The sequence below is a fragment of the Pseudomonas fitomaticsae genome, from assembly GCF_021018765.1.
In the GTDB taxonomy this organism is placed as follows: domain Bacteria; phylum Pseudomonadota; class Gammaproteobacteria; order Pseudomonadales; family Pseudomonadaceae; genus Aquipseudomonas; species Aquipseudomonas fitomaticsae.
Map to the genome: position 1 here is coordinate 4,126,091 of NZ_CP075567.1, position 23,353 is coordinate 4,149,443.

The 23,353-nt window shown below is 59.3% G+C and carries 21 protein-coding genes; 18 read left to right on the plus strand and 3 right to left on the minus strand.

The features are described 5' to 3' along the window. The first annotated feature begins 379 nt into the window (after positions 1 to 379). The 3 genes from aat to infA all read left to right on the plus strand — a co-directional run bounded on the left by aat (position 380) and on the right by infA (position 2,157). Positions 380 to 1,060, plus strand: a complete 681-nt coding sequence (gene aat, locus KJY40_RS18560; RefSeq protein ID WP_230731663.1) for a leucyl/phenylalanyl-tRNA--protein transferase — start codon at positions 380 to 382, stop codon at positions 1,058 to 1,060. Positions 1,061 to 1,118: 58 nt separating this feature from the next. Continuing rightward, entirely contained in the window at positions 1,119 to 1,826 is a 708-nt protein-coding gene (locus KJY40_RS18565; protein ID WP_007958178.1) for an arginyltransferase, read from the plus strand. A 112-nt stretch (positions 1,827 to 1,938) separates the two neighbouring features. After that, positions 1,939 to 2,157, plus strand: a complete 219-nt coding sequence (infA, locus tag KJY40_RS18570; RefSeq protein WP_002553999.1) for a translation initiation factor IF-1 — start codon at positions 1,939 to 1,941, stop codon at positions 2,155 to 2,157. 191 nt (positions 2,158 to 2,348) lie between these two features. Here infA and clpA read toward each other — a convergent pair whose 3' ends face one another. Together clpA and clpS are read right to left on the minus strand one after the other, a co-directional pair. After that, complete coding sequence (gene clpA, locus KJY40_RS18575) at positions 2,349 to 4,619, minus strand: ATP-dependent Clp protease ATP-binding subunit ClpA (protein ID WP_007951436.1); 2,271 nt, start codon at positions 4,617 to 4,619, stop codon at positions 2,349 to 2,351. A gap of 30 nt (positions 4,620 to 4,649) precedes the next feature. Next, positions 4,650 to 5,033: an ATP-dependent Clp protease adapter ClpS gene (gene clpS, locus KJY40_RS18580; protein WP_011334948.1), complete on the minus strand. Its 384-nt coding sequence runs from the start codon at positions 5,031 to 5,033 to the stop codon at positions 4,650 to 4,652. Positions 5,034 to 5,257: 224 nt separating this feature from the next. On the opposite strand from clpS, the gene KJY40_RS18585 reads away from it, so the two are divergent. Next, positions 5,258 to 5,539, plus strand: coding sequence for a cold shock domain-containing protein (locus KJY40_RS18585; RefSeq protein ID WP_230731665.1), 282 nt, complete (start codon positions 5,258 to 5,260; stop codon positions 5,537 to 5,539). A 79-nt stretch (positions 5,540 to 5,618) separates the two neighbouring features. Here the strand turns inward: KJY40_RS18585 and icd are convergent, their stop codons facing one another. After that, on the minus strand, positions 5,619 to 6,875 hold the full coding sequence (icd, locus tag KJY40_RS18590; protein WP_007951441.1) for an NADP-dependent isocitrate dehydrogenase: 1,257 nt from the start codon (positions 6,873 to 6,875) through the stop codon (positions 5,619 to 5,621). 481 nt (positions 6,876 to 7,356) lie between these two features. On the opposite strand from icd, the gene KJY40_RS18595 reads away from it, so the two are divergent. From KJY40_RS18595 to nuoF, 14 genes are all read left to right on the plus strand, one after another. Continuing rightward, positions 7,357 to 9,582: an NADP-dependent isocitrate dehydrogenase gene (locus KJY40_RS18595; RefSeq protein ID WP_230731668.1), complete on the plus strand. Its 2,226-nt coding sequence runs from the start codon at positions 7,357 to 7,359 to the stop codon at positions 9,580 to 9,582. 78 nt (positions 9,583 to 9,660) lie between these two features. Continuing rightward, positions 9,661 to 10,107 (plus strand): NUDIX hydrolase, encoded by a 447-nt coding sequence (locus KJY40_RS18600; RefSeq protein ID WP_230731671.1) that lies wholly within the window; start codon positions 9,661 to 9,663, stop codon positions 10,105 to 10,107. Positions 10,108 to 10,166: 59 nt separating this feature from the next. Further along, positions 10,167 to 11,291: a tRNA 2-thiouridine(34) synthase MnmA gene (mnmA, locus tag KJY40_RS18605; protein WP_230731673.1), complete on the plus strand. Its 1,125-nt coding sequence runs from the start codon at positions 10,167 to 10,169 to the stop codon at positions 11,289 to 11,291. After that, a complete protein-coding gene (gene hflD, locus KJY40_RS18610) occupies positions 11,288 to 11,911 on the plus strand; it encodes a high frequency lysogenization protein HflD (protein WP_230731676.1) in 624 nt (207 codons plus the stop codon). Before mnmA ends, hflD begins: the two co-directional genes overlap by 4 nt. Before the next feature lie 127 nt (positions 11,912 to 12,038). Further along, positions 12,039 to 13,409, plus strand: coding sequence for an adenylosuccinate lyase (gene purB, locus KJY40_RS18615; protein WP_230731678.1), 1,371 nt, complete (start codon positions 12,039 to 12,041; stop codon positions 13,407 to 13,409). An 86-nt stretch (positions 13,410 to 13,495) separates the two neighbouring features. Next, positions 13,496 to 14,671 carry a ribosomal protein uL16 3-hydroxylase gene (locus tag KJY40_RS18620; RefSeq protein ID WP_007951451.1) on the plus strand — a complete coding sequence of 392 codons (1,176 nt, stop codon included), beginning with the start codon at positions 13,496 to 13,498 and terminating at the stop codon, positions 14,669 to 14,671. After that, complete coding sequence (locus KJY40_RS18625) at positions 14,664 to 15,089, plus strand: GNAT family N-acetyltransferase (protein WP_230731680.1); 426 nt, start codon at positions 14,664 to 14,666, stop codon at positions 15,087 to 15,089. The genes KJY40_RS18620 and KJY40_RS18625 overlap by 8 nt, the downstream gene beginning before the upstream one ends. A gap of 243 nt (positions 15,090 to 15,332) precedes the next feature. Continuing rightward, positions 15,333 to 16,085: a secretin N-terminal domain-containing protein gene (locus KJY40_RS18630; protein WP_230731683.1), complete on the plus strand. Its 753-nt coding sequence runs from the start codon at positions 15,333 to 15,335 to the stop codon at positions 16,083 to 16,085. Between the two features lie 476 nt (positions 16,086 to 16,561). Next, the gene (gene aceA / locus KJY40_RS18635; protein ID WP_011334956.1) at positions 16,562 to 17,887 is read left to right on the plus strand and encodes an isocitrate lyase; all 1,326 of its coding nucleotides are present in this window, start codon (positions 16,562 to 16,564) and stop codon (positions 17,885 to 17,887) included. 546 nt (positions 17,888 to 18,433) lie between these two features. After that, a complete protein-coding gene (locus KJY40_RS18640; RefSeq protein WP_003223812.1) occupies positions 18,434 to 18,847 on the plus strand; it encodes an NADH-quinone oxidoreductase subunit A in 414 nt (137 codons plus the stop codon). 10 nt (positions 18,848 to 18,857) lie between these two features. Next, positions 18,858 to 19,532: a NuoB/complex I 20 kDa subunit family protein gene (locus KJY40_RS18645; protein WP_007951456.1), complete on the plus strand. Its 675-nt coding sequence runs from the start codon at positions 18,858 to 18,860 to the stop codon at positions 19,530 to 19,532. A 69-nt stretch (positions 19,533 to 19,601) separates the two neighbouring features. Then, positions 19,602 to 21,386 carry an NADH-quinone oxidoreductase subunit C/D gene (nuoC, locus tag KJY40_RS18650; protein ID WP_115078470.1) on the plus strand — a complete coding sequence of 595 codons (1,785 nt, stop codon included), beginning with the start codon at positions 19,602 to 19,604 and terminating at the stop codon, positions 21,384 to 21,386. 2 nt (positions 21,387 to 21,388) lie between these two features. Then, on the plus strand, positions 21,389 to 21,886 hold the full coding sequence (gene nuoE, locus KJY40_RS18655; RefSeq protein WP_003223804.1) for an NADH-quinone oxidoreductase subunit NuoE: 498 nt from the start codon (positions 21,389 to 21,391) through the stop codon (positions 21,884 to 21,886). Beyond that, a complete protein-coding gene (gene nuoF / locus KJY40_RS18660) occupies positions 21,883 to 23,238 on the plus strand; it encodes an NADH-quinone oxidoreductase subunit NuoF (protein ID WP_064597744.1) in 1,356 nt (451 codons plus the stop codon). The genes nuoE and nuoF overlap by 4 nt, the downstream gene beginning before the upstream one ends. Positions 23,239 to 23,353 lie beyond the last annotated feature (115 nt).

Genomic DNA, 23,353 nt, shown 5'->3' on the forward strand with positions numbered 1-23,353 from the left:
GGCGAATATTCTGTAACAGCCCGGCATTGTACGGGTTTGCGCGTTCGATGCCATGCTTCCAGGCCCCAGGTTCAAGCATAGCCAAACGCACAACACCCGGCGTTCAATTTGAGCACGCATTACCTTTTGTGACAAAGGCTTATGAGGTGTATTTGATGAACGTAGCGAAGCATTCGCGCCTCATCTCCCCTGAGCGCCACACATTGGCATCGACAACCTCGCCCGCACCGGTGCAACGCCCGATTACGACCGCATCCGGGTGCTCAAGTTGCAGCTACGCAAAAGCCGCACTGTAACGGAGGACATTCACGACATTTCCCGGCACACTTTACCGCGGGCCCAGCGCCCACCGCCCTCCCCTTCTGCAAGCCTGGACGCCATGCTGACTTGGTTACAACGCAATTCACTGACTTTCCCGCCACTGGAAAAGGCCATGCGCGATCCCAACGGATTGCTGGCGGCCGGTGGCGACCTGTCCGCCGATCGCTTGATCCAGGCCTATCGCCATGGCTGCTTTCCATGGTTTTCCGAAGGTCAGCCGATTCTCTGGTGGTCGCCGGATCCGCGTACCGTCCTGTTTCCCGACGAACTGCACGTCTCGCGCAGCCTCGGCAAATTGATGCGCAAACAGCGTTATCAAGTGACCTTCGATCAGGATTTCGACGCCGTGATCCGCGCCTGCGCCGCTCCACGGGAATACGCCGATGGCACCTGGATCACCGAAGCGATGCAGGACGCTTATATCGAACTGCATCGACGCGGCTTTGCCCATTCGGTGGAAGTCTGGGATGAGGGCGAACTGGTGGGCGGCCTGTATGGCCTGGCGATGGGGCAGCTGTTCTTCGGCGAGTCGATGTTCAGCCGCGCGGACAATGCCTCCAAATACGGCTTTGCCACACTGGTGCAACATCTGAAAGAAGCGGGTTTCGTGCTGATCGACTGCCAGATGCCGACTGACCACCTGCACAGCCTTGGCGCCCGGGCCATTTCACGACAGACGTTTGCCGACTATCTGGCCCGACACCTCGATCAACCCCATCATGCGACCTGGGTTTGCTGAGCGACTTTTGCGCGCGTGGCTTACACTTAATTCACCAGCTTACCCTTGAGGGTTGATCATGACCGAGTTGGCGCGGTTGAAGTTTTATGCCACTCAGCCTCACTCTTGCAGTTATCTGCCCGAGGAACAGGCCACGACCCTGTTTCTCGATCCGAGCCAGCCCATGGATGTGCATGTCTACGCAGACCTGTCAGAAATGGGCTTTCGTCGCAGCGGCGACCATCTGTACCGCCCGCATTGCCAGAACTGCAATGCCTGCGTGCCTGCGCGCATTCCGGTGGCGCAGTTCAACCCCAACCGGCAGCAGAAACGCATCTTCAAGCGCAACATCGATTTGCAGGTGCGCCCGGTCAAGCCGGCGTTCAGCGAAGAATACTTCGACCTCTATCAACGCTACATCGAACAGCGCCACGCCGATGGCGACATGTACCCGCCGAGCCGCGATCAATTCTCGACTTTTCTGGTACGCGACCTGCCCTTCTCACGCTTCTACGAGTTCCGGCTCGACGGACGGTTGCTGGCGGTCGCCGTCACCGATCTGCTTCCAAACGGCCTGTCGGCGGTCTACACCTTTTACGAACCGCAGGAAGAACGCCGCAGCCTCGGGCGCTACGCGATCCTCTGGCAAATCGCCGAAGCCCAGCGGCTGGGGCTTGAGGCGGTGTACCTGGGTTACTGGATCAAAAACTGCAAAAAGATGAACTACAAGACCCAATATCGACCTATCGAACTGCTGATCAATCAGCGCTGGGTCATCCTGAACTAAACGCAAACCCTAAACCTCTTGGCGTAAACCCCATTTTTCGGGCACAATGCACGCCGCTTTTGCCTGGCGCAGTTGCACCGGGCCATTCATTGGATACCGAGGGCTTTACTGCATGTCGAAAGAAGACAGCTTCGAAATGGAAGGCACTGTCGTCGACACCCTGCCCAACACCATGTTTCGTGTGGAGTTGGAAAATGGGCACGTCGTAACCGCGCATATTTCCGGCAAGATGCGCAAGAACTACATTCGTATTCTTACCGGTGACAAAGTGCGCGTCGAGCTGACGCCCTATGACTTGAGCAAAGGGCGTATTACTTACCGCGCTCGCTAATCAAGTCAATACAAGACGCCCGGCATTTGCCGGGCGTTTTTGTTTGTCCGGGTTTTGGCGTTTTGGCTTTGTGCTTGAGTTTTGGGTGAATATCCGTTGCTGCGGTAACGGATATACCCCCAAATCAAAAACCGCAGACAGCAAAAAGGCGCCCAAAAGGCGCCTTTCGCTTTACAACAGACCAACAACCATCAAGCCATTTCTGCAGTGGTCTCGAAGTCAAACGTCAACTCACCATCCTTGATGTCGATGTGAACCACACCGCCATGCTCGGCCAGCTCGCCAAACAGAATTTCCTCCGCCAACGGACGCTTGATCTTGTCCTGGATCAGACGCGCCATCGGACGAGCGCCCATGGCCGAATCGTAACCACCGGCCGCCAGCCAACTGCGCGCCGCATCGGTAACTTCCAGAAGCACCCGCTTGTCTTCCAGCTGCGCCTGAAGCTCGGTGAGGAACTTGTCCACCACGCTTTTGATGACCTCATGACTGAGGCGACCAAACTGAATGATGGTATCCAGGCGGTTGCGGAATTCCGGCGTGAAGCTCTTCTTGATCACTTCCATCGCATCGGACGAATGATCCTGATGAGTGAAACCGATCGAAGCACGCGCCGCCGTTTCAGCACCGGCGTTGGTGGTCATGATCACGATCACGTTGCGGAAGTCCGCCTTGCGCCCGTTGTTGTCGGTCAGCGTGCCGTGGTCCATCACCTGCAGCAGCAGGTTGAAGACTTCCGGATGCGCCTTCTCGATCTCGTCGAGCAGCAATACGCAATGCGGTTGCTTGGTGATCGCCTCGGTCAACAGACCGCCCTGGTCAAAGCCGACATAACCCGGAGGCGCACCGATCAGACGCGATACGGTGTGGCGCTCCATGTACTCGGACATGTCGAAGCGCACCAGCTCGATCCCCAACGCCTTGGCCAATTGACGCGCGGCTTCGGTTTTACCAACACCGGTCGGTCCTGCGAACAGGAACGAGCCAACAGGTTTGTCAGGCGACTTGAGACCGGCACGGGACAGTTTGATCGCAGTCGACAGCGAATCGATCGCCGCGTCCTGACCAAACACCGTCAGCTTCAGGTCACGCTCGAGGTTACGCAGCAGCTCCTTGTCGGAGCTGGTGACGTGCTTCGGCGGAATCCGCGCGATTTTCGCAACGATGTCCTCGACTTCAGGCACTTCGATGCGTTTCACACGCTTCTCGACCGGTTGCAGACGCTGATAGGCGCCCGCCTCGTCGATCACGTCGATGGCCTTGTCCGGCATGTGCCGGTCATTGATGTAGCGCGAAGCCAGTTCCGCAGCGGCGCGCAGCGACTCATCGCTGTATTCGATGTTGTGGTGCTGTTCGAAACGCCCTTTCAGGCCGCGCAGGATACCGATGGTGTCTTCCACCGACGGCTCGACGACATCGACCTTCTGGAAACGACGCGCCAGGGCACGGTCTTTTTCGAAGATGCCACGGAATTCCTGGAACGTGGTCGAGCCGATGCAGCGAATGTCGCCAGACGACAGCAGCGGCTTGAGCAGGTTCGAGGCATCCATCACGCCACCTGACGCAGCACCCGCACCGATGATGGTGTGGATCTCGTCGATGAACAGGATCGCCTGCGGACGTTTTTTCAGTTCATTGAGCAGCGCCTTGAAGCGTTTCTCGAAATCACCGCGATACTTGGTGCCCGCGAGCAGAGCGCCCAGATCGAGGGAGTAAACGACGCTGTTGGCCAGCAGATCCGGCACCTGGTTGTCGACAATGCGCTTGGCCAGGCCTTCGGCAATCGCGGTTTTACCCACGCCAGCCTCGCCTACCAGCAGCGGATTGTTCTTGCGACGGCGCGCGAGAATCTGCGCGACACGCTCGACTTCCGTCTCGCGCCCGACCAGCGGATCGATCCGGCCCTGGCGTGCGAGTTCGTTGAGGTTGCTGGCATAAGCGTCCAGCGGATTGCCTGAAGAAGAAGACTCACCGCCCTCGTCGTCCTGCATATCTTGTTCACCTTCAGAGTGATCGCCATGCCCCGGCACTTTGGAAATGCCGTGGGCGATATAGTTGACGACATCAATGCGTGCAACGCTCTGCTGTTTCAGCAGGAACACCGCCTGACTCTCTTGCTCACTGAAGATTGCAACCAGCACGTTGGCGCCGGTCACTTCGCGTTTGCCCGAGCTCTGCACATGAAAGACAGCACGTTGCAGCACACGCTGGAAGCCCAGGGTTGGTTGGGTTTCGCGATCCTCGTCGTGGACGGGGATCAGTGGCGTGGTGGAGTCGATGAACTCCTGCAGGTCGTGCTTGAGTTTGTCGAGGTTTGCGCCGCAGGCACGCAATACGGTGGCGGCAGCCTCATTGTCCAATAGGGCCAGCAGCAGGTGTTCGACGGTCATGAATTCATGACGTTTCGAACGTGCCTCCTTGAAGGCAAGATTGAGGGTGACTTCGAGCTCGCGGTTTAACATAGCTTCACCTCATACCCAAGTGGTCGGCGATTAACCGTCCTTCTCGATTTCACAGAGTAGCGGATGCTGGCTTTCCCTGGCGTACTGGTTGACCTGCATGGCCTTTGTCTCGGCGATGTCGCGGGTAAACACTCCACATACTGCCCGCCCTTCTGTGTGGACGGCCAGCATGACCTTGGTCGCCAGCTCGCGATTCAGGTTAAAAAACACCTCGAGCACTTCGACGACGAAATCCATCGGTGTGTAGTCATCATTGAACAAAACCACCTTGTACATCGGCGGCGCCTGTAACGCAGGCTTTGCTTCCTGAACAGCAACGCCTGCCGAATCGTCGTCGTGCTCCTGTGGAAGATCCTTTTGGAGAAGCGGGCGATCCTGATTGAATGTTAGTCGAATCTGGCTGATTGCATGCATGGAAAGAAAGGTTCGTCAGTTGTGCAAATACAGTGGTGGGGGCGGCTTGACACGTTTTCAACTCCGACTGCCCGGTCACCTTGACTATCGGGAAAACGGTGTTACAACCAATAGAACCCACAGTGGGGAAAAAAGATCCGCGGAGTCAATCTTTTTAACGGATTCGACTGCGGATGAATTGGATGATACTCCAGCGATGGAGACTGTTGCAGAGGGATTTGAGCATGGCTGTCGGCAAGGTGAAATGGTTCAACAATGCCAAGGGGTTCGGTTTCATTAATACCGACTCCCACGAGGGAAAGGACGAGGACGGCAAGGAGATCGACTTCTTTGCCCACTATTCCGCCATTGAAATGGACGGATACAAGACCCTCAAAGCCGGGCAGATCGTCAAATTCGAGATCGTGCAAGGGCCCAAAGGCCTTCACGCCACAAAAATTCAGAATGTCGAAGCCGCAAAAGATGCCGCCTCGGCCGCTGCTCATCACCAGTCAGTGACCAGCTGAAACAACCCGAACACCTGCCAGAAAACAAACCGCCCGGCTCGATCACTCGAGCCGGGCGGTTTCGTTGCAGTTGCCGTTCTTACATGTGCTTGATCAACGCTTCACCGAAGCCCGAAGAAGACACCAGCGTGGCGCCTTCCATCAGACGTTCGAAGTCGTAGGTCACGGTCTTGGCCTTGATCGCGCCGTTGGTGCCCTTGATGATCAGGTCGGCCGCCTCGGTCCAGCCCAGGTGGCGCAGCATCATCTCCGCCGACAGAATCACCGAACCGGGGTTGACCTGGTCCTTGCCGGCATATTTCGGCGCGGTACCGTGGGTTGCCTCGAACATGGCCACGGTGTCGGACAGGTTGGCGCCCGGCGCGATGCCGATACCGCCCACTTCCGCCGCCAAGGCATCGGACAGGTAGTCACCGTTGAGGTTGAGGGTGGCGATCACGTCGTATTCGGCCGGACGCAGCAGGATCTGCTGAAGCATGGCGTCGGCGATGGCGTCCTTGACGACGACTTCACGGCCGGTTTTAGGGTTCTTGAATTTCATCCATGGGCCGCCATCGAGCAGCTCGGCGCCGAATTCTTCCTTCGCCACCTCGTAACCCCAGTCCTTGAAGGCACCTTCGGTGAATTTCATGATGTTGCCCTTGTGCACGATGGTCAGCGACTTGCGGTCGTTGTCCACCACGTATTGCAGGGCCTTGCGCACCAGACGCTTGGTGCCTTCTTTCGAAACCGGCTTGATGCCGATGCCGCAGTCCTGGTCGAAACGGATCTTGGTGACACCCATTTCTTCTTTCAGGAACTTGATGACCTTGGTGGCCTCAGGGGAACCGGCCTTCCATTCGATACCGGCATAAATGTCTTCGGAGTTCTCGCGGAAGATCACCATGTCGACGTCGCCAGGCTTTTTCACCGGGCTCGGCACGCCTTCGAACCACACCACAGGGCGCAGGCAGACATAGAGATCGAGCTGTTGGCGCAGGGCAACGTTGAGGGAACGGATGCCGCCACCAACCGGGGTGGTCAGCGGGCCCTTGATGGAAACCACGTAATCCTTGACCGCGTCCAGGGTTTCCTGGGGCAGCCAGGTGTCCTGGTCATAGACCTGAGTTGCTTTTTCGCCAGCATAAACCTCCATCCAGGAAATCTTGCGCTTGCCCCCGTAGGCTTTTTCTACGGCAGCATCAACCACTTTGATCATCACAGGGCTGACGTCGACGCCAATGCCGTCACCTTCGATGAAGGGAATGATCGGGTTATCAGGGACATTGAGAGAATGGTCTGCGTTGACGGTGATTTTGTCGCCGACGGCTGGAACCTGAATCTTCTTGTAACCCATGCTGAACTCCATTGTTTGGATTGAACATCTGGCTTGGTTCGAGCGTAACCCAGTTGAATCAACACGCAAACCCTCTGTTCCGGGCGCGACCACATCTCGTTTCGTACAAGCCTGAAAGCAAAGGGAAAAGCGCCAATCTCAAGCATTCACGGCGACTCTACGCCCCACCCCGCCCTGCGACCTTTAGACCAATGGACGAGAATCGTTGCATATGAACCATCGGCAGATTGCCAGCTACCTATGTATAATGCCGCCCGCTGACCAAAGGGTCACGACGGCTGGCCTCTCTAGCACGAGACTTTCCGCCTGATTGGTCGGGTTGTTACCGCAGTCCGACTGCTTGATGCTCTACTGATGCACCCAACATCACCGCGAAGATTCTCGACATTCGGTTCATGGATGACTTTGAACGAACGCGCTTACCCGGCGCCCCTCGAGTTTCTGCGCACGCTTTAGCAAAGAAGAGAGAGTTAATCCGAATATGCCCACCCGCTCGAAGATCATCTATACCTTCACCGACGAAGCTCCAGCCCTCGCCACCTATTCCCTGCTGCCGATCATCGAGGCTTACACCGCCTCGGCCGATATCGCCGTGGAAACCCGCGATATCTCTCTTGCAGCGCGTATTCTGGCCAGCTTCCCCGAGCAACTGGGCGACAAAGCCGTAGCCGACCACCTCGCCGAACTGGGCGACCTGGCCGTTACGCCTGAAGCCAACATCATCAAGCTGCCGAACATCAGCGCCTCGGTTCCGCAGCTGCAAGCCGCGATCAAAGAACTGCAAGCCCAGGGCTACAACCTGCCGGACTACCCGGAAACCGTGACCAGCGACGCCGACAAAGATGCCAAGGCGCGCTACGACAAGGTCAAGGGCAGCGCCGTGAACCCGGTTCTGCGTGAAGGCAACTCCGACCGTCGCGCTCCGCTGTCGGTCAAGAACTATGCTCGCAAGCACCCTCACAAAATGGGCGCCTGGGCCAAGGACTCCAAGTCCCACGTCGCTCACATGAGCACCGGCGATTTCTACGGCAGCGAAAAAGCCGCCCTGATCGACGCCGCTGACGCCGTGAAGATCGAGCTGATCGCCAAAGACGGCACCGCCACCGTCCTGAAAGAAAAAACCACCGTTCAGGCGGGCGAGATCCTCGACTGCTCCGTCATGAGCAAAAAGGCCCTGCGTGCGTTCATCGCCGCTGAAATTGACAGCGCCAAGCAACAAGGCGTGCTGCTGTCGGTTCACCTGAAAGCCACCATGATGAAGGTCTCCGACCCGATCATGTTCGGCCAGATCGTTGCCGAGTTCTATAAAGACGCCCTGACCAAGCACGCCGACGTGCTGGCCGAAATCGGCTTCAACCTGAACAACGGCATCGGCGACCTGTACGCCCGCATCAAATCCCTGCCGGCCGAGCAGCAAGCCCAGATCGAAGCTGACGTGCAAGCGGTCTACGCCGTTCGTCCGTCGCTGGCGATGGTCAACTCCGACAAAGGCATCACCAACCTGCACGTGCCGAGCGACGTTATCGTCGACGCCTCGATGCCGGCCATGATCCGTGACTCCGGCAAGATGTGGGGCACCGACGGCCAGCTGCACGACACCAAGGCCGTGATCCCGGATCGTTGCTACGCCACCATCTACCAGGCCGTGATCGAAGATTGCAAAGCCAATGGCGCTTTCGATCCGACCACCATGGGCAGCGTGCCAAACGTTGGCCTGATGGCTAAAAAGGCCGAAGAATACGGCTCTCACGACAAGACCTTCCAGATCAAGGTCGACGGCGTGGTTCGCGTGACCGACAGCAAAGGCACTCTGCTGATGGAACAGGCTGTTGAAGCCGGCGACATCTTCCGCATGTGCCAGACCAAAGACGCGCCGATCCAGGACTGGGTGAAACTGGCCGTCAACCGCGCTCGTGCAAGCGCAACCCCAGCCATTTTCTGGCTGGACCCGATGCGCGCCCACGACGGCGTGGTGATCGAGAAGGTTCAGGCTTACCTGAAGGATCACGACACCGCCGGTCTGGACATCCAGATCATGGCGCCGGTCGATGCCATGAAATACACCCTGCAGCGCACCCGCGAAGGCAAGGACACCATTTCGGTGACCGGCAACGTACTGCGCGACTACCTGACCGACCTGTTCCCGATCATGGAACTGGGTACCAGTGCCAAGATGCTGTCGATCGTGCCGCTGATGAACGGCGGTGGCCTGTTCGAAACCGGCGCTGGCGGTTCGGCTCCGAAGCACGTGCAGCAACTGGTCGAAGAGAACTTCCTGCGCTGGGATTCGCTGGGTGAATTCCTGGCCCTGGCTGCTTCTCTCGAGCACTTGGGTGTGAACTACAACAACCCGAAAGCGCTGGTTCTGTCCAAGACCCTGGACCAGGCGACTGGCCAGTTCCTCGACAATAACAAGTCGCCATCGCGCAAAGTCGGCAACATCGACAACCGCGGCAGCCACTTCTACCTGGCAATGTACTGGGCACAAGCCCTGGCCGCCCAGACTGAAGACGCTGCATTGCAAGCGCAGTTCGCGACCCTGGCCAAGACCCTGACCGAGAACGAAGCGACCATCGTCGCCGAGCTCAACGCCGTTCAAGGCAAGCCAGTGGACATCGGCGGTTACTACCACGCCAATGCCGAGCTGATCAGCAAGGCCATGCGCCCGAGCGCAACCCTCAACGCGGCCATCGCTGCGCTGGTATAAGGTTGTAAAGGGAACATCACAAACCCCGGCCATGCGCCGGGGTTTGTGTTTCTGCCTTTCGCCCAGGAGATTCAATCAATGCAGTGGCTCCCCCACATCACCGTCGCCACCATCGTCGAGGACAACGGCCGTTTCCTGATGGTCGAGGAACACAAGGCAGGGCGTAACGTGCTCAATCAGCCCGCCGGCCATCTGGATCCGGACGAATCTCTGATCGAAGCCGCCGTGCGCGAAACCCTCGAAGAAACCGGCTGGGACGTCGAACCCACCGCCGTGGTCGGCATTTATCTGTACACCGCCCCGAGCAACGGCGTGACTTACCAGCGCGTGTGCTTCAGCGCCAAAGCCGTGAAACATCACCCGGATTATCAGCTGGACGACGGCATCGTCGGCGCCAAGTGGCTGACCCGCGACGAATTATTGGCCCAGCGCGATAACTGGCGCAGCGAGCTGATCATCCGATGCATCGATGATTATCTGGCCGGCAATCGCTTCGGCCTCGAACTGATCCGCCCTTCCCTTTAGCCTTGAGGCCGTGAGCCTGATAGAATCGCGTCCTTTTTCAAGACACTCATTGAATCCCTATGCGTGATCCAGCCCCTTCTGACACATCCAAGAAGCGCGTCATTGTCGGCATGTCCGGCGGCGTAGACTCTTCCGTTTCCGCTCTCCTGCTGATCGAGCAGGGCTATGAAGTGGAAGGCCTGTTCATGAAGAACTGGGAAGAAGACGACGGAACGGAATACTGCACCGCCATGGACGACCTGGCGGATGCCCAGGCCGTGTGCGACAAGATCGGCATCAAGCTGCACACCGCCAACTTCGCTGCCGAGTACTGGGACAACGTGTTCGAGCACTTCCTGGCCGAATACAAGGCTGGCCGCACGCCGAACCCGGACATCCTGTGCAACCGCGAGATCAAGTTCAAGGCGTTCCTCGACTACGCCATGATGCTTGGCGCTGACCTGATCGCCACCGGTCACTATGTGCGTCGCCGCGACATCGAGGGCCGCACCGAGCTGCTCAAAGGCCTGGATCCGAACAAGGATCAGAGCTACTTCCTGCATGCCGTCGGCGGCGAACAGATCGCCAAGACTCTGTTCCCGGTCGGCGAGCTGGAAAAGCCGCAAGTCCGTGCAATTGCCGAGAAATACGAACTGGCGACCGCCAAGAAGAAGGATTCCACCGGAATCTGCTTCATCGGCGAGCGTCGTTTCAGCGATTTCCTCAAGCAATACCTGCCGGCGCAACCGGGCGAGATCAAGACCACCGAAGGTGAAGTCATCGGCCGTCACCACGGCTTGATGTACCACACCATCGGCCAGCGTCAGGGCCTGGGCATCGGCGGCCTGAAAGATGCCGGCGATGAGCCGTGGTACGTGCTGCGCAAGGATCTGGACACCAACGAGCTGATCGTCGGCCAAGGCAACAACCATCCGTGGCTGTTCTCCAGTGCCCTGCTCGCCTCGGAAATCTATTGGGTCAACCCGATCGATCTGAGCCAGCCGCTGCGCCTGACTGCCAAGGTTCGTTATCGCCAGAGCGATCAGGCCTGCACCCTTGAGAAAACCGAAACCGGCTATCGCGCCGTATTTGACGAGCCGCAGCGCGCGGTCACGCCGGGCCAGTCGGTGGTGTTCTATGACGGTGAAATCTGCCTCGGTGGCGGCGTGATCGAAGTCGCCGAGCCGTGGAGCGGCCAGGCATGAGCCCGACTCAGGAGCAATTGACCGCTCTGGGCGGCGTGTTTCTCGCCGCCGTGCTGGTGGACCGGATCGCCAAGAGCGGCCAGACCAGTGAAGCCGGCCTGAGCTGCATGCTCGGAAGCCTGCTGGTTCGCGACCCGAAAGACACCCTGGATGTGTACGGCGGCGACGACATCAACCTGCGCGAGGGTTACCGCGCGCTGATCGGCGCCCTCGAGCGCGACCCGAGTACCTTGCAGCGCGAACCGCTGCGCTACGCCCTGTCGATGCTCGGCCTTGAGCGGCAACTGGCCAAACGCAACGACATGCTCGACGTGATCGGCAAGCGCTTGCCGCAGATCCAGTCGCAGGTCGAGCACTTCGGCCCGGCCCACGAAAACGTGATCGCGGCCTGCGGTGCGCTGTATCAGGACACCTTGAGCACGCTACGCCAACGCATTCAGGTGCATGGCGACATGCGCAATCTACAGCAGCCGAGCAATGCCTCGAAGATCCGCGCCCTGCTGCTCGCCGGCATTCGTTCGGCACGCCTGTGGCGCCAGCTCGGCGGTCACCGCTGGCAGTTGGTCGTCAGCCGGCGCAAATTGCTCAAAGAGCTGTATCCGTTGATGCGCAGCGAGTAAATCGCCGCGCAATAAAAGCTTTGTAGTCTGTAACGCGTAATACGCCGGTCAGTTGGCGACGGACCGGCGGATTTTTTCATGTATGATACGCGCCCCATTTCGTTGCCCGACTGTCCGAGAACACCCCATGCAGCTCTCTTCGCTCACTGCGGTTTCCCCTGTTGACGGCCGCTACGCCGGCAAAACCCAGGCCCTGCGCCCAATTTTCAGCGAGTACGGTCTGATCCGTGCCCGCGTTCTGGTTGAAGTGCGCTGGCTCCAGCGCCTGGCCGCTCACGCCGGCATCCCGGAAGTGCCAGCCTTCTCCGCCGAAGCCAACGCCGTTCTGAATGAACTGGCCGAAAACTTCTCGCTGGAGCACGCCGAGCGCGTGAAAGAGATCGAGCGCACCACCAACCACGACGTAAAAGCGATCGAATACCTGCTCAAGGAGCAGGCGGCCAAACTGCCGGAGCTGGCCAAGGTCAGCGAATTCATCCACTTCGCCTGCACCAGCGAGGACATCAACAACCTGTCCCACGCCCTGATGCTGCGCGAAGGCCGTGACGACGTGATGCTGCCGCTGATGCGCCAGACTGCCAACGCCATCCGCGAACTGGCCATCCGCTTCGCCGACGTGCCGATGCTGTCGCGCACCCACGGTCAGCCGGCTTCGCCGACCACCCTGGGTAAAGAGCTGGCGAACGTGGTTTACCGTCTCGAGCGTCAGATCGCCCAGGTCGCTGCCGTTCCACTGCTGGGCAAGATCAACGGCGCTGTCGGCAACTACAACGCTCACCTGTCGGCCTACCCGCAGATCGACTGGGAAGCCAACGCCCGTGCCTTCATCGAAGACGAGCTGGGCCTGGGCTTCAACCCGTACACCACGCAGATCGAGCCGCACGACTACATCGCCGAGCTGTTCGACGCCATTGCGCGCTTCAACACCATCCTGATCGACTTTGACCGTGACATCTGGGGCTACATCTCCCTGGGTTACTTCAAGCAGCGCACCATCGCCGGCGAAATCGGTTCGTCGACCATGCCGCACAAGGTCAACCCGATCGATTTCGAAAACTCCGAAGGCAACCTGGGCATCGCCAACGCACTGTTCCAGCACCTGGCGAGCAAACTGCCGATCTCCCGCTGGCAGCGCGACCTGACCGACTCCACCGTTCTGCGTAACCTCGGTGTCGGCTTCGCCCACAGCGTGATCGCGTACGAAGCGAGCCTCAAAGGCATCAGCAAGCTCGAGCTGAACGCTGACAAGATCGCTGCCGATCTGGACGCTTGCTGGGAAGTCCTGGCCGAGCCGATCCAGACCGTGATGCGCCGCTACAACATCGAAAACCCGTACGAGAAGCTGAAAGAACTGACTCGCGGCAAGGGCATCAGCCCTGAAGCGCTGCAGACTTTCATCGATGGCCTGGACATGCCGGCCGCAGCGAAAGCCGAGCTCAAGCAACTGACCCCGGCCAACTACATCGGCAACGCTGTAGCGCAAGCCAGACGCATCTGATCGACTGCTTGATCCGTTTGAGACGCCCGGCCGCGCCGGGCGTTTTTATTCCCGTCTGAAAAATGCTTTTTTTCAATAGGTTACATATGAATCCCGATATTCCTCTTCAACTTCTGGGTGGTCTTACGGCGCGCGAATTCATGCGCGATTACTGGCAGAAAAAGCCACTGCTGATCCGTCAGGCGATTCCTGATTTCGAAAGCCCGATCGACGCCGACGAACTCGCCGGCCTGGCCCTGGAAGAAGAAGTTGAATCGCGCCTGGTGATCGAGCACGGCGAGCGTCCATGGGAACTGCGTCGCGGCCCGTTCGCCGAAGACGAATTCAGCAAACTGCCGGAACGCGAGTGGACGCTGCTGGTGCAGGCGGTCGATCAGTTCGTGCCGGAAGTCAGCGAGCTGCTGGAAAACTTCCGCTTCCTGCCGAGCTGGCGCGTCGACGACGTGATGATCAGCTTCGCCGCTCCGGGTGGCAGCGTCGGCCCGCACTTCGACAACTACGACGTGTTCCTGCTGCAAGGCCACGGCAAGCGCAACTGGAAAATCGGCCAGATGTGCGACTCCGAAAGCCCGCTGCTGCAACACGCGGACCTGCGCATTCTCGCCGAATTCCACGAGACCGAAGAGTGGGTCCTGGAACCTGGCGACATGCTCTACCTGCCGCCACGCCTGGCTCACTGCGGCGTTGCCGTCGATGACTGCATGACCTACTCGGTCGGCTTCCGCGCACCAAGCGCCGCTGAAGTGCTGACCCATTTCACCGACTTCCTCAGCCAGTTCCTGACTGACGAAGAGCGCTACACCGACGCCGATGCCAAGCCGGTCAGCGATGATCCACATCAGATCCAGCACGATGCCCTTGGCCGCCTGAAAGCCCTGCTCGCCGAACACATGAGCGACGAACGCCTGCTGTTGACCTGGTTCGGCCAGTACATGACCGAACCGCGCTACCCGGAATTGGTGGTCGGTCCGGAAGAAGTCGAGGAAGAAGACCTTCTCGGCGCACTCGAAGACGGCGCCATCCTGATCCGCAACCCGAGCGCGCGCCTGGCGTGGTCGGACGTCGATGATGATCTGCTGCTGTTCGCCAGCGGTCAGAGCCGTTACCTGCCGGGCAAGCTGCGCGAACTGCTGAAGCTGATCTGCTCCGCCGACGCCCTGCACACCGACAACCTCGGTGACTGGCTGAGCGACGAAGACGGTCGCGGCCTGCTGTGCGAACTGGTCAAACAGGGAAGCCTGGGGTTCGCCGACGATGAATAAGATTCGCGTACGTGTTGCAGACTGGCAAAAGGACAACGCCGAGATCCGCCGCATTCGCGAAACGGTGTTCATTGCCGAACAATCGGTTCCACCCGAGCTTGAGTGGGACGCCGATGACGCCACGGCGGTGCATTTTTTGGCTTTCGAAGGCGACTTTCCGATCGGCACCGCCCGCCTTTTGCCCGACGGGCATGTTGGCCGGGTTTCGGTGCTGAAGGACTGGCGCGGCCTGAAGGTCGGCGATGCGCTGATGCACGCGGTCATCGCCGAAGCAGAGGAGCGTGGCCTGAAGCAGCAGATGCTCAGTGCCCAGGTGCAGGCCACGGCGTTCTATGTGCGCCTGGGTTTCAACCTGGTCAGCGAGGAATTCCTCGAAGCAGGGATTCCGCATGTCGACATGGTTCGTCACTCGGCATAAGTCCGCGTCGCGGCATTCGCGGGCGAGCCCGCTCCCACAGGAGATCTCCTGCGAACACAGATTTTGTGCCCGGCAGAGATCCAATGTGGGAGCGGGCTTGCTCGCAAAGAGGCCCCTCAGAACACCACAAAACGCCCTGCCATTTTCGGATGCCGGGGCGTTTTGCTGTCTACGATTCAACTTGCCCCACCCCGGGCCGACAAACTGGCAATATCAAGCCTTTCGAAAGCGGAGATAACGGACATGTCCCTACGCACCCTGCTCACCACCCTGCTGCTCGGCTGCAGTTTTTCGGTGATGGCAGCCACAGAAATCGTGCCCCTCAAGTACCACACCAGCGCCGACATGCTGCCGGTGGCTCAGGATTTCCTTGGCAAGGACGGCCAGGTCAGCGCCTATGGCAACCAGCTGATCGTCAAGGCCGAGCCCGGCAAGATCGAAGAGCTCAAGGACCTGCTCGCGCAGCTCGACACCGCGCCCAAGCGCTTGCTGATCACGGTCGACACCAACGAAAACAACGGTCGTGGCGACGAAGGCTATTCGGTCAACGGCGCGCAGACCCGCATCATCAGCCGCAGCACTGCCAGCCGTGACGGCGGCATTCAGCAGATCCAGGCCAGCGAAGGTGCACCGGCGCTGATCCAGGTCGGCCAGAGCGTGCCGATCACCAGTAGCCAGACCAACTCCTACGGCGATTACAGCAGCCAGACTCAGTATCGCAACGTCACACAGGGCTTTTACGTCACCGCCAGCGTCACCGGCGAAACCGTTCACCTGGCGATCAGTACCAACCGTGACCGCATGAGCCAGGAACGTCCTGATGTAGTGAACGTGCAAAGCACCGACACAACTGTCACCGGGCGGCTGGGGGAATGGATCACCCTCGCCGGCGTGAATCGCCAGACCCAGGCCGACAAACAGGGCCTGGCCCGCAGCTACTCGACTCAAGGCCGGGATGACATGACGTTGCGGGTCAAAGTCGACACGCTGGACTAAAGCACCGAAAACTGACTGATTAGTCGTATTAGACGAAAGATGTAGTGCTTGAAAAAAAGCACTACAAAACGTTTGACGAGCCAAAAAAGCGAAGGCATGATGGCCTCGCTCCCGCTAATCAGAGGCCCTGGCAAGGGCCTTCGAAGCGATGCTCGCACCCATCCCCGCGAGCCGTTTCGTGTCTGTACCGCCCACAAGGTGTGTTTGACGAGGTTGCCGACTGGAACGAAGTTGTCCCGAGGGACGGAAGCGTAATTAGGTAACCCGGCTTTACACTGTAGTTCGCATAAAGGCCCACGACGCCCGAATGCGCCCGCCAGTTCGCCTTTACCTGCTCACTTCCCCTCGAGCCCATCGTTCATCCCGTCGCCTGCCCCGCCGAACCCGACCTGACCACCTAAGCTTCTGGTCAGCGAGCGCAAGGAATTTTCCACCGCAGAACAACTTTTCATAAAGACGCGACGAGGTTTATCTCCATGGCACTGACACGCGAACAGCAAATTGCAGCCCTTGAAAAAGACTGGGCTGAAAACCCGCGCTGGAAAGGCGTGACTCGCAATTACTCCGCTGCTGACGTCGTCCGTCTGCGTGGCTCGGTTCAACCAGAGCACACTTTTGCGAAAATGGGCGCCGAGAAGCTGTGGAACCTGGTCACCCAGGGTGCCAAGCCGTCCTTCCGCCCAGAGAAAGATTTCGTCAACTGCATGGGCGCCCTGACCGGTGGCCAGGCTGTGCAGCAGGTGAAAGCCGGTATCCAGGCGATCTACCTGTCGGGCTGGCAAGTCGCTGCGGACAACAACTCTGCCGAATCGATGTACCCGGACCAGTCGCTGTACCCGGTGGACTCGGTTCCAACCGTGGTCAAGCGCATCAACAACTCGTTCCGTCGTGCCGACCAGATCCAGTGGAAAGCCGGCAAGAACCCGGGCGACGAAGGCTACATCGACTACTTCGCGCCAATCGTGGCTGACGCTGAAGCCGGCTTCGGCGGCGTACTGAACGCCTACGAGCTGATGAAGAGCATGATCGAAGCAGGCGCCGCCGGCGTTCACTTCGAAGACCAGCTGGCTTCCGTGAAGAAATGCGGCCACATGGGCGGCAAGGTTCTGGTTCCAACCCAGGAAGCTGTGCAGAAGCTGACCGCTGCCCGTCTGGCTGCCGACGTTGCCGGTGTACCGACCATCATCCTGGCCCGTACCGACGCCAACGCTGCCGACCTGCTGACTTCCGACTGCGACCCGTACGACCAGCCGTTCGTGACTGGCACACGTACCCAGGAAGGTTTCTACAAGGTTCGCGCCGGTCTGGACCAGGCAATCGCCCGTGGCCTGGCCTACGCGCCGTACGCCGACCTGATCTGGTGCGAAACCGCCAAGCCGGACCTGGACGAAGCCCGCCGCTTCGCTGAAGCGATCAAAAAGGAATACCCGGACCAGATCCTGTCGTACAACTGCTCGCCTTCCTTCAACTGGAAGAAAAACCTGGACGACGCGACCATCGCCAAGTTCCAGCGCGAACTGTCCGCCATGGGTTACAAGCACCAGTTCATCACCCTGGCCGGCATTCACAACATGTGGCACAGCATGTTCAACCTGGCGCACGACTACGCCCGCAACGACATGACTGCCTACGTGAAGCTGCAAGAGCAGGAGTTCGCTGACGCCGCCAAGGGTTACACCTTCGTGGCTCACCAGCAGGAAGTGGGCACCGGCTACTTCGACGACATGACCACCGTGATCCAGGGCGGCACGTCCTCGGTGACCGCGCTGACCGGTTCGACTGAAGAAGAACAGTTCCACTGATCGACTTCGCCTGAGCGAACGGCCTTTGCGGACCGTATAGAAAGCTAACCGCATTGCCGAAAAACTGACGCCCCGACTGGTTCGGGGCGTTTTTTTGCCTGCGCATTTCCGTGTACCTCAGGAATTGGCACAGCCTGTCAGGCAAAACATTGATCCAGAGCGGTATCCGCATCGCAAAAATCGGCTAAAACGGGCGCCGCCGCTACTTGCAGTAACGCGCATATAAGACAACTTCCCAACTACTGACCCGTTAAACAGTTACGAAACCACTCCAAACGATATTAATTATCATTTAGCGACAACTATGTTCGTTACATTTCCTACAAAACATAATTCGTGAAATCCCGGCTAATGCCCGCAACGCATGGGCTGCGGGCCCTTCGAGGTGCGCTATGTCCTTATTCCAATAAATAATTTCGCTATAGGAATTTTACTTGCCGGGTGTTTAGCCATAAAATCAGCGCGATTGATTGCTGCGACATATCGTCACTGCCTTATTTCTTTATCAAGCTCAGAGACCTTTGCTCTCTGTTAAGGATTTCCAGCATGCCCGAAGCGACAGGACTCATGGCCCACAACTGGGGCTTTGCCATTTTCCTTCTGGGTGTAGTCGGCCTGTGTGCCTTCATGCTCGGCGTCTCCAGCCTCCTCGGGTCAAAAGCCTGGGGCCGCAGCAAAAACGAACCGTTCGAGTCCGGCATGCTACCTACCGGTGGCGCCCGCTTGCGGCTCTCAGCCAAATTCTATCTGGTCGCGATGCTGTTCGTGATCTTCGATATCGAAGCCCTCTTTCTCTTTGCATGGTCTGTGTCCGTCCGCGAAAGCGGCTGGACCGGATTCGTCGAAGCTCTCGTTTTCATAGCAATTCTGTTGGCAGGTCTTGTCTACCTGTTCCGAGTAGGCGCCCTTGACTGGGCTCCGGAAGCTCGTCGCAAGCGGCAGGCGAAGCTGAAACAATGAGGCTTTGGCAATGCAATACAATCTCACCAGAATCGACCCCGATGCTCCTAACGAGCAGTATCCGATCGGCCAGCGGGAAACCGTTTCCGATCCGTTAGAAGATCAAGTCCACAAAAACATTTTCATGGGCAAGCTGGAAGACGTGCTGAGTGGCGCGGTCAACTGGGGACGTAAGAACTCCCTGTGGCCGTACAACTTCGGTCTGTCGTGCTGCTACGTGGAAATGACCACCGCCTTCACGGCGCCCCACGACATCGCGCGCTTCGGCGCCGAAGTTATCCGGGCATCGCCGCGTCAGGCCGACTTCATGGTTATCGCCGGGACCTGCTTCATAAAGATGGCGCCGATCATTCAGCGCCTGTACGAGCAGATGCTCGAGCCCAAGTGGGTGATCTCGATGGGTTCGTGCGCCAACTCCGGCGGCATGTATGACATCTACTCCGTGGTTCAGGGGGTGGACAAGTTCCTGCCCGTTGACGTCTACGTACCTGGCTGCCCGCCCCGTCCAGAAGCATTTCTGCAAGGCTTGATGCTGTTGCAGGAATCCATTGGCCAGGAGCGTCGCCCACTTTCCTGGGTCGTTGGCGATCAAGGCGTTTATCGCGCCGACATGCCTTCGCAGAAGGAACAGCGCCGCGAACAGCGAATCGCAGTCACCAACCTGCGCAGCCCTGACGAAGTCTGATCCAGTCTGTTTCAAAGAAACGAGAAGCTGGCTTCATTCTTTACGTTGACCGAAAGCGAAAAAATAACCATGACTACAGGCAGTGCTCTGTACATCCCGCCTTATAAGGCAGACGACCAGGATGTGGTCGTCGAACTGAACAACCGTTTTGGCGCCGAAGCGTTCACCGCTCAGCCGACCCGCACCGGCATGCCGGTGCTGTGGGTGGCTCGCGCCAAGCTCGTCGAAGTCCTGACCTTCCTGCGCAACCTGCCCAAGCCGTACGTCATGCTCTATGACCTGCACGGCGTGGACGAGCGTCTGCGCACCAAGCGTCAAGGGCTGCCGAGCGGTGCCGATTTCACCGTGTTCTATCACCTCATGTCGCTGGAACGTAATAGTGACGTGATGATCAAGGTCGCCTTGTCCGAGAGCGACCTCAGCTTGCCGACCGTCACCAGCATCTGGCCGAACGCCAACTGGTACGAGCGTGAAGTCTGGGACATGTACGGCATCGACTTCAAAGGTCACCCGCACCTGTCGCGCATCATGATGCCGCCGACCTGGGAAGGTCACCCGCTGCGCAAGGACTTCCCGGCGCGTGCCACCGAATTCGATCCGTTCAGCCTGAACCTGGCCAAGCAACAGCTTGAGGAAGAAGCCGCGCGCTTCCGTCCTGAAGACTGGGGCATGAAGCGTTCCGGCCCGAACGAGGACTACATGTTCCTCAACCTGGGCCCGAACCACCCTTCGGCTCACGGTGCGTTCCGTATCATCCTGCAACTGGACGGTGAAGAGATCGTCGACTGCGTTCCGGACATCGGTTACCACCACCGTGGCGCCGAGAAGATGGCCGAGCGTCAGTCCTGGCACAGTTTCATTCCGTACACCGACCGTATCGACTACCTCGGCGGCGTGATGAACAACCTGCCGTACGTGCTCTCGGTCGAGAAGCTGGCCGGCATCAAGGTGCCAGAGAAGGTCGACGTCATCCGCATCATGATGGCCGAGTTCTTCCGGATCACCAGCCACCTGCTGTTCCTGGGTACCTACATCCAGGACGTCGGCGCCATGACTCCGGTGTTCTTCACCTTCACCGACCGCCAGAAAGCGTACACGGTGATCGAAGCCATCACCGGTTTCCGTCTGCACCCGGCCTGGTACCGCATCGGCGGCGTCGCTCACGACCTGCCGCGCGGCTGGGAAAAACTGGTGAAAGACTTCGTTGAATGGCTGCCAAAGCGCCTCGACGAATACACCAAGGCCGCCCTGCAGAACAGCATCCTCAAGGGTCGTACCATCGGCGTTGCCCAGTACAACACCAAAGAGGCCCTGGAATGGGGCGTCACCGGTGCCGGCCTGCGTTCCACCGGTTGCGACTTCGACCTGCGTAAGGCGCGTCCGTACTCCGGCTACGAGAACTTCGAGTTCGAAGTGCCGCTGGCTGCCAACGGCGATGCCTACGACCGCTGCATGGTTCGCGTCGAAGAGATGCGCCAGAGCGTCAAGATCATCGACCAGTGCCTGCGCAACATGCCGGAAGGCCCGTACAAGGCGGATCACCCGCTGACCACGCCGCCGCCGAAAGAGCGCACGCTGCAGCACATCGAAACCTTGATCACGCACTTCCTGCAGGTTTCGTGGGGCCCGGTCATGCCGGCCAACGAATCCTTCCAGATGATCGAAGCGACCAAGGGCATCAACAGTTATTACCTGACGAGCGACGGCGGCACCATGAGCTACCGTACCCGGATCCGTACTCCGAGCTTCGCCCACCTGCAGCAGATCCCTTCGGTGATCAAAGGCAGCATGGTCGCGGACCTGATTGCGTACCTGGGTAGTATCGACTTCGTTATGGCCGACGTGGACCGCTAAGCATGAACAGCACGCTTATCCAGACAGACCGTTTCACCCTGAGTGAAACCGAGCGCTCGGCCATCGAGCACGAGCTGCATCACTACGAAGACCCGCGCGCGGCGTCGATCGAAGCCCTGAAGATCGTTCAGAAGGAACGCGGCTGGGTGCCGGACGGTGCTCTTTACGCCATCGGCGAGATTCTCGGCATCCCGGCCAGCGACGTTGAAGGCGTGGCCACGTTCTACAGCCAGATCTTCCGTCAGCCGGTCGGCCGTCACATCATTCGCGTCTGCGACAGCATGGTCTGCTACATCGGTGGCCACGAGTCGGTGGTCAGCGAAATCCAGAACAACCTGGGTATCGGCCTGGGTCAGACCACCGCCGACGGTCGTTTCACCCTGCTGCCGGTCTGCTGCCTCGGCAACTGCGACAAGGCTCCGGCGCTGATGATCGATGACGACACCTTTGGCGATGTCCAGCCTGCCGGCGTCGCCAAACTGCTCGAGGGCTACGTATGACCCTGACCTCTTTCGGTCCTGCCAACCGCATCCAGCGTTCGGCCGAGACTCACCCGCTGACCTGGCGCCTGCGTGACGACGGCGAAGCCGTGTGGCTCGACGAGTACCAGGCCAAGAACGGTTACGCCGCTGCGCGCAAGGCCTTCGCCGACATGGATCAGGACGCCATCGTCCAGACCGTGAAAGACGCCGGCCTCAAAGGTCGCGGCGGTGCAGGCTTCCCCACTGGCGTGAAGTGGGGCCTGATGCCAAAGGACGAATCCATCAACATCCGCTACCTGCTGTGCAACGCGGATGAAATGGAGCCGAACACCTGGAAAGACCGCATGCTGATGGAGCAACTGCCCCATCTGCTGATCGAAGGCATGCTGATCAGTGCCCGCGCGCTGAAAACCTACCGTGGCTACATCTTCCTGCGTGGCGAGTACACCACCGCCGCCAAGCACCTGAACCGTGCCGTGGAAGAAGCCAAGGCAGCCGGCCTGCTGGGCAAGAACATCCTGGGCAGCGGCTTCGATTTCGAACTGTTCGTCCACACCGGCGCCGGGCGTTACATCTGCGGTGAAGAAACCGCACTGATCAATTCCCTCGAAGGTCGCCGCGCCAACCCGCGCTCCAAGCCGCCCTTCCCTGCCGCCGTTGGCGTGTGGGGCAAGCCGACCTGCGTGAACAACGTTGAAACCCTGTGCAACGTGCCGGCGATCATCGCCGACGGCGTGGACTGGTACAAATCGTTGGCCCGCGACGGCAGCGAAGACATGGGCACCAAGCTCATGGGCTTCTCCGGCAAGGTCAAGAACCCTGGCCTGTGGGAACTGCCATTCGGCGTGACCGGTCGCGAGCTGTTCGAAGACTACGCCGGCGGTATGCGCGACGGTTACAAGCTCAAGGCCTGGCAGCCAGGCGGCGCCGGTACCGGTTTCCTGTTGCCGGAACACCTCGACGCACAAATGTACGCCGGCGGCATCGCCAAAGTGGGCACCCGTATGGGTACCGGCCTGGCCATGGCGGTGGACGACAGCGTCAACATGGTGTCCCTGCTGCGCAACATGGAGCAGTTCTTCGCTCGCGAATCCTGCGGTTTCTGCACCCCTTGCCGTGATGGCCTGCCATGGAGCGTCAAGCTGCTGATGGCCATCGAACAAGGCCGCGGCCAGCCAGGCGACATCGAGACCCTGCTGGGTCTGGTCAACTTCCTCGGCCCGGGCAAGACCTTCTGTGCTCACGCACCGGGTGCCGTGGAGCCGTTGGGCAGTGCCATCAAATACTTCCGTCCAGAGTTCGAAGCCGGTATCGCGCCTGCAAGCGCCGCCGTCCCGCCTCTGGCGAAGCCGATCACAGTCGGCGCGTAAACGCTTAAAAAAGGCGAAGGGTCCGTGCCCTTCGCCTTTCGTCCGATGACGCCTTTCGGGGCTGACTGGATTCGGACGGATAACAAGATTCCATTAGCCACGCCCGCTGACACCG